The organism is Yersinia similis, assembly GCF_001053095.1.
GTDB classification, from domain to species: domain Bacteria; phylum Pseudomonadota; class Gammaproteobacteria; order Enterobacterales; family Enterobacteriaceae; genus Yersinia; species Yersinia similis.
On record NZ_CGBP01000030.1, the window covers coordinates 50,716 to 56,810 of the forward strand.

The window sequence follows — 6,095 nt, forward strand, 5'->3', positions numbered from 1 at the left end:
CGCTATGAAATTTATCATTGAACGTGAGCATCTGCTAAAACCGCTGCAACAGGTCAGTAGCCCGCTGGGTGGACGCCCTACGTTGCCTATTCTGGGTAACTTGTTGCTGCAAGTCACGGAAGGCTCTTTGCGGCTGACCGGTACCGATCTGGAGATGGAGATGGTGGCTTGTGTTGCCCTGTCTCAGTCCCATGAGCCGGGTGCTACCACAGTACCCGCCCGGAAGTTTTTTGATATCTGGCGTGGTTTACCCGAAGGGGCGGAAATTACGGTAGCGTTGGATGGTGATCGCCTGTTAGTACGCTCTGGTCGCAGCCGTTTCTCGTTGTCTACCTTGCCTGCGATTGACTTCCCTAATCTGGATGACTGGCAGAGTGATGTTGAATTCACTTTACCGCAGGCCACGTTAAAGCGTCTGATTGAGTCCACTCAGTTTTCGATGGCCCATCAGGATGTCCGTTATTATTTGAACGGCATGCTGTTTGAGACCGAAGGCGAAGAGTTACGTACTGTGGCGACCGATGGGCATCGCTTGGCTGTATGCTCAATGCCTATAGGCCAGACGTTACCTTCACATTCGGTGATCGTGCCGCGTAAAGGTGTTATGGAGCTGGTTCGGTTGCTGGATGGCGGTGATACCCCCTTGCGGCTGCAAATTGGCAGTAATAATATTCGTGCTCATGTAGGCGATTTTATTTTCACATCTAAGCTGGTTGATGGCCGTTTCCCAGATTATCGCCGCGTATTGCCGAAGAATCCTGATAAAATGCTGGAAGCGGGTTGCGATTTGCTGAAACAGGCATTTTCGCGTGCGGCAATTCTGTCAAATGAGAAGTTCCGTGGTGTTCGGCTCTATGTCAGCCACAATCAACTCAAAATCACTGCTAATAACCCTGAACAGGAAGAAGCAGAAGAGATCCTCGATGTTAGCTACGAGGGGACAGAAATGGAGATCGGTTTCAACGTCAGCTATGTGCTCGATGTGCTTAATGCACTGAAGTGCGAAGATGTGCGCCTGTTATTGACTGACTCTGTATCCAGTGTGCAGATTGAAGACAGCGCCAGCCAAGCTGCCGCCTATGTCGTCATGCCAATGCGTTTGTAGTATTTATCGGGCTATCTTACTTGCCCCTTTGCGATTGGGCAGTGCTCGCCATCCTCACGTACATGAAGTACGCTCCGGTGGCTGCGCGCTGGCCGCACGCAAATGGCCTGCGACGATAACGCCCTTGATCAGAAATAAGGCGACATTGCCTTCGATCATAAGAATTAGTTTCATGGCTCTAACGCGTTTACTAATTAAAGATTTTCGCAATATCGAATCGGCAGACTTGGCGCTGGCGGCGGGCTTTAATTTTTTAGTCGGCCCCAATGGCAGTGGCAAAACCAGTGTACTCGAGGCGGTTTATACCCTTGGTCATGGTAGGGCTTTTCGTAGTTTGCAAGCAGGCAGAGTGATACGTCACGAATGTGCTGAGTTTGTGTTGCATGGACGGGTTGACGCCAATGAACGTGAGGCGTCAGTGGGTCTGAGCAAAAGCCGACAGGGTGATACCAAAGTACGCATTGATGGCACTGATGGTCATAAAGTGGCTGAATTGGCGCAAATGTTGCCAATGCAGTTGATCACTCCCGAAGGTTTTACTTTATTAAATGGCGGGCCAAAATTCCGGCGCGCTTTTTTAGACTGGGGTTGCTTTCATAATGAACCCGGTTTTTTTACGGCCTGGAGCAACTTGAAAAGGTTACTCAAGCAGCGCAACGCCGCGCTGCGCCAGGTTAGTCGCTATACGCAAATCCGGGCTTGGGATCAGGAAATTATCCCTCTGGCTGAGCGTATCAGCGAATGGCGAGCGGCATACAGTGACGCGATTGCGGCGGATATTTCAGCCACATGCGCTCTGTTCCTGCCAGAGTTCGCCCTGAGTTTCTCTTTTCAGCGCGGCTGGGATAAAGAGAGTGACTATGGCGAGTTGTTGGAGCGCCAGTTTGAGCGTGACAGAGCGCTAACGTATACCGCTGTTGGGCCACATAAAGCGGATTTCCGCATTCGGGCCGATGGTACGCCGGTAGAAGATTTGCTATCGCGTGGTCAGCTTAAGTTGCTGATGTGCGCACTGCGGTTAGCGCAGGGTGAGTTTCTCACCCGACAGAGCGGGCGGCGTTGCCTGTATCTGCTTGACGATTTTGCTTCCGAATTGGACACCGGCCGCCGTCGATTGCTGGCCGAGCGTTTGAAAGCTACCCAGGCACAGGTTTTTGTCAGTGCAGTGAGCGCTGAGCAAGTTGCCGATATGGTAGGTGAAAAGGGCAAGATGTTCCGTGTGGAACATGGCAAAATAGAGGTTCAACCACAGGATTAAAAATGAGCGAGAAACGTTGATGTCGAATACTTATGACTCCTCAAGTATCAAGGTATTAAAAGGGCTGGATGCCGTTCGTAAGCGTCCGGGCATGTATATCGGAGATACTGATGATGGTACCGGTCTGCACCACATGGTATTCGAGGTTGTGGACAACGCTATTGACGAAGCCCTCGCTGGTCATTGTAAAGAAATTCTGGTAACCATCCACGCGGATAACTCCGTTTCTGTACAGGATGACGGCCGTGGTATCCCAACTGGTATGCACGATGAGGAAGGGGTATCTGCAGCAGAGGTCATCATGACCGTGTTGCATGCTGGCGGTAAATTTGACGATAACTCCTATAAAGTTTCTGGCGGCTTGCATGGCGTAGGTGTATCCGTTGTTAACGCCTTGTCTGAAAAGTTAGAGCTGGTGATCCGCCGTGAAGGTAAAGTTCACGAGCAAACCTACAAAATGGGCGTGCCACAGGCACCGCTGAAAGTGGTGGGTGAAACTGAGCAAACCGGGACCACTGTGCGTTTCTGGCCAAGTTTCCAGACCTTTACCAATAACACCGAATTCCAGTATGAGATCTTGGCTAAACGCCTGCGCGAACTCTCTTTCCTGAACTCGGGTGTTTCAATCAAGCTGAAAGACAAACGTAACGATAAAGAAGACCACTTCCATTACGAAGGTGGTATCAAGGCGTTTGTTGAATATCTGAACAAAAACAAGAACCCGATCCACCCTAAAGTGTTCTACTTCTCCACCATGAAAGACGATATCGGGGTAGAAGTGGCACTGCAGTGGAACGATGGTTTCCAGGAAAATATTTACTGCTTCACCAATAACATTCCACAGCGTGATGGCGGTACCCATTTAGTCGGTTTCCGTACGGCAATGACCCGTACCCTGAACAGCTATATGGATAAAGAAGGCTACAGCAAAAAAGCGAAGATCAGCGCCACCGGTGATGACGCCCGTGAAGGCTTGATTGCCGTTGTCTCAGTGAAAGTGCCCGATCCTAAATTCTCCTCACAGACCAAAGATAAACTGGTTTCTTCTGAGGTGAAAACGGCGGTCGAAACGCTGATGAACGAGAAGTTGGTTGAGTATTTGTTGGAAAACCCATCTGACGCCAAAATCGTTGTGGGTAAAATTATTGATGCGGCCCGTGCCCGTGAAGCTGCACGTAAAGCTCGTGAAATGACACGCCGTAAAGGCGCGCTAGATCTGGCGGGTTTACCCGGCAAATTGGCTGACTGTCAGGAACGTGATCCAGCATTGTCCGAACTCTACTTAGTGGAAGGGGACTCTGCGGGCGGCTCGGCTAAGCAAGGCCGTAACCGTAAAAATCAGGCCATTTTGCCGCTGAAAGGTAAAATCCTGAACGTTGAGAAAGCGCGCTTTGACAAAATGCTCTCTTCACAGGAAGTGGCGACACTGATCACCGCATTGGGTTGTGGTATTGGCCGGGATGAATATAACCCGGATAAATTGCGCTATCACAGTATCATTATTATGACCGATGCCGACGTGGATGGCTCGCATATCCGTACGTTGTTGTTGACCTTCTTCTACCGTCAGATGCCGGAAATTATTGAGCGTGGTCATGTATTTATCGCTCAGCCTCCGCTGTATAAAGTGAAGAAAGGCAAGCAAGAGCAGTACATCAAAGATGATGATGCGATGGAGCAGTACCAAATGACACTGGCTCTGGATGGCGCGGCATTGCATACCAATGCTCACGCGCCAGCACTGGCTGGTGAGCCTTTGGAGAAGCTGGTTGCTGAGCATTACAGCGTCCAGAAGACCATTGCCCGTATGGAACGCCGTTATCCGCGTGCTTTACTGAATAACCTGATTTATCAGCCTACCTTGCAAGAAGAGGATTTAGGCAATAAAGAGGTTGTGACGCAATGGATTGATTCGTTGGTGGTTCTGTTGAACGAAAAAGAACACCATGGCAGCAGCTACAGTTCGGTGGTGCGTGAGAACCGTGAGCGTCAACTGTTCGAGCCTATTTTGCGTATTCGTACCCACGGGGTTGATACCGATTATGATCTGGACTTCGATTTCATCCATGGTGGCGAGTACCGTAAAATCTGTCTATTGGGTGACAAACTGCGTGGCTTAATCGAAGACGGTGCTTTCGTTGAACGTGGTGAGCGTCGTGTGCCGGCTTCAAGCTTCGAAGAGGCGCTGGACTGGTTAGTGAAAGAGTCTCGCCGTGGTTTGGCAATCCAGCGTTACAAAGGCTTGGGTGAAATGAACCCAGATCAGTTGTGGGAAACCACGATGGATCCAGAGAGCCGCCGTATGCTGCGAGTCATGGTAAAAGATGCTATCGCCGCCGATCAACTATTCACTACTCTGATGGGTGATGCCGTTGAACCTCGTCGTGCCTTTATCGAAGAGAATGCACTGCGCGCAGCCAATATTGATATCTAATTTGTTAGCCAGATAATTATTGGCCAGATAAAAAAGTCCAGGGTGGGAAACTGCCACTGGGCTTTTTTTTGTCTGAAAATTATTATTGTTACCTGATGAGTATCGCTTTTAGATTTTTCATTTTGATGCTATTTGCATGGTGCTTAGACTTACTGGTATTCGTGTGCTGAATCGAGTTAGCATGAGATATTCGTTAAATATAGATGAGGGCCCTATGGCTATTGAACTGATCGCTATTGATATGGATGGCACGTTGCTGAATCCACAGCATGAAATTACGCCACGGGTAAAGCAGGCGATTGCTGCTGCGCGGGCTAAAGGCGTCTGTGTGGTGCTGGCCACGGGTCGGCCTTATATCGGGGTTCAACGTTATTTACGTGAACTGAATATGGAGTACAGTGGCGATTATTGCATCAGTAATAACGGTGCATTAGTACAAAAGGCAGCAACTGGCGAGTGTATTTTACAAGAGACCCTCAGTTTTGAGGATTATCTCTATTTTGAAGCGCTATCCCGTGAGTTGGGTGTTAGCTTCCAGGCATTTGATTTCGATACGTTATACACCGCCAATAAAGACATCAGTAAATATACACTTCATGAAGTGATGTTGACGGGGATCCCACTGAAGTACCGAGCAGTGGACGAGATGGATTCGACATTACGTTTCCCGAAAGTGATGATGATTGATGAGCCAGAGCGGTTGGATCGTGCATTGGCTATGATGCCTGCCGAGGTATTTGAACGTTTCACTATTATGAAGAGTGCGCCATTTTATCTGGAAATCCTGAGTAAGCGGGCGGATAAAGGCACTGGCGTGAAAATGCTGGCTGAGCATTTAGGCATTGTGCAAGAAAATGTCATGGCGTTGGGTGATCAGGGTAATGATATCGCAATGGTTAACTACGCCGGAGTGGGGGTTGCCATGGGGAATGCTATCCCAGAGCTGAAAGAGATAGCGCAGTATGTGACGGGGACCAACTGCGAGGATGGTGTGGCGACTGCGATTGAGAAGTATATTGGCTGATTATTTGTATTTTTTATTTATATTTTTGATTGGGTGATTTGAGTCGGTGATCGGGTTCGGTTGATATTCGTTCAGTGATCACCTAATCACAGTCGTCTCGACCGAGCAGGAGGGCTAGCCAGACCATCATCTTTAGGCTTTTAATACGCTTTTGATTTTGAATGGGTTGTTGATGTCCAAAGCACATTTGAGCAGCCGAGTGAAGCCAGACTGTCTACTCCCCGTTATCTGAGACAGACCTGATTAGACTTTTAATAACTTTTTGATTTTGAAT

Annotated in this window: 4 protein-coding genes; all 4 read left to right on the plus strand. The window is 48.9% G+C overall.

Annotated features, from left to right (window positions below):
* The first annotated feature begins 4 nt into the window (after window positions 1-4).
* The 4 genes from dnaN (at window position 5) to yidA (ending at window position 5,821) form a co-directional block, all read left to right on the plus strand.
* On the plus strand, window positions 5-1,105 hold the full coding sequence (gene dnaN, locus AC971_RS17775; RefSeq protein WP_025381954.1) for a DNA polymerase III subunit beta: 1,101 nt from the start codon (window positions 5-7) through the stop codon (window positions 1,103-1,105).
* Between the two features lie 172 nt (window positions 1,106-1,277).
* The gene (gene recF / locus AC971_RS17780; RefSeq protein ID WP_012105977.1) at window positions 1,278-2,363 is read left to right on the plus strand and encodes a DNA replication/repair protein RecF; all 1,086 of its coding nucleotides are present in this window, start codon (window positions 1,278-1,280) and stop codon (window positions 2,361-2,363) included.
* Window positions 2,364-2,382: 19 nt separating this feature from the next.
* The gene (gene gyrB, locus AC971_RS17785; RefSeq protein WP_025381953.1) at window positions 2,383-4,797 is read left to right on the plus strand and encodes a DNA topoisomerase (ATP-hydrolyzing) subunit B; all 2,415 of its coding nucleotides are present in this window, start codon (window positions 2,383-2,385) and stop codon (window positions 4,795-4,797) included.
* Window positions 4,798-5,011: 214 nt separating this feature from the next.
* On the plus strand, window positions 5,012-5,821 hold the full coding sequence (gene yidA, locus AC971_RS17790) for a sugar-phosphatase (RefSeq protein WP_025381952.1): 810 nt from the start codon (window positions 5,012-5,014) through the stop codon (window positions 5,819-5,821).
* Window positions 5,822-6,095: the final 274 nt, after the last annotated feature.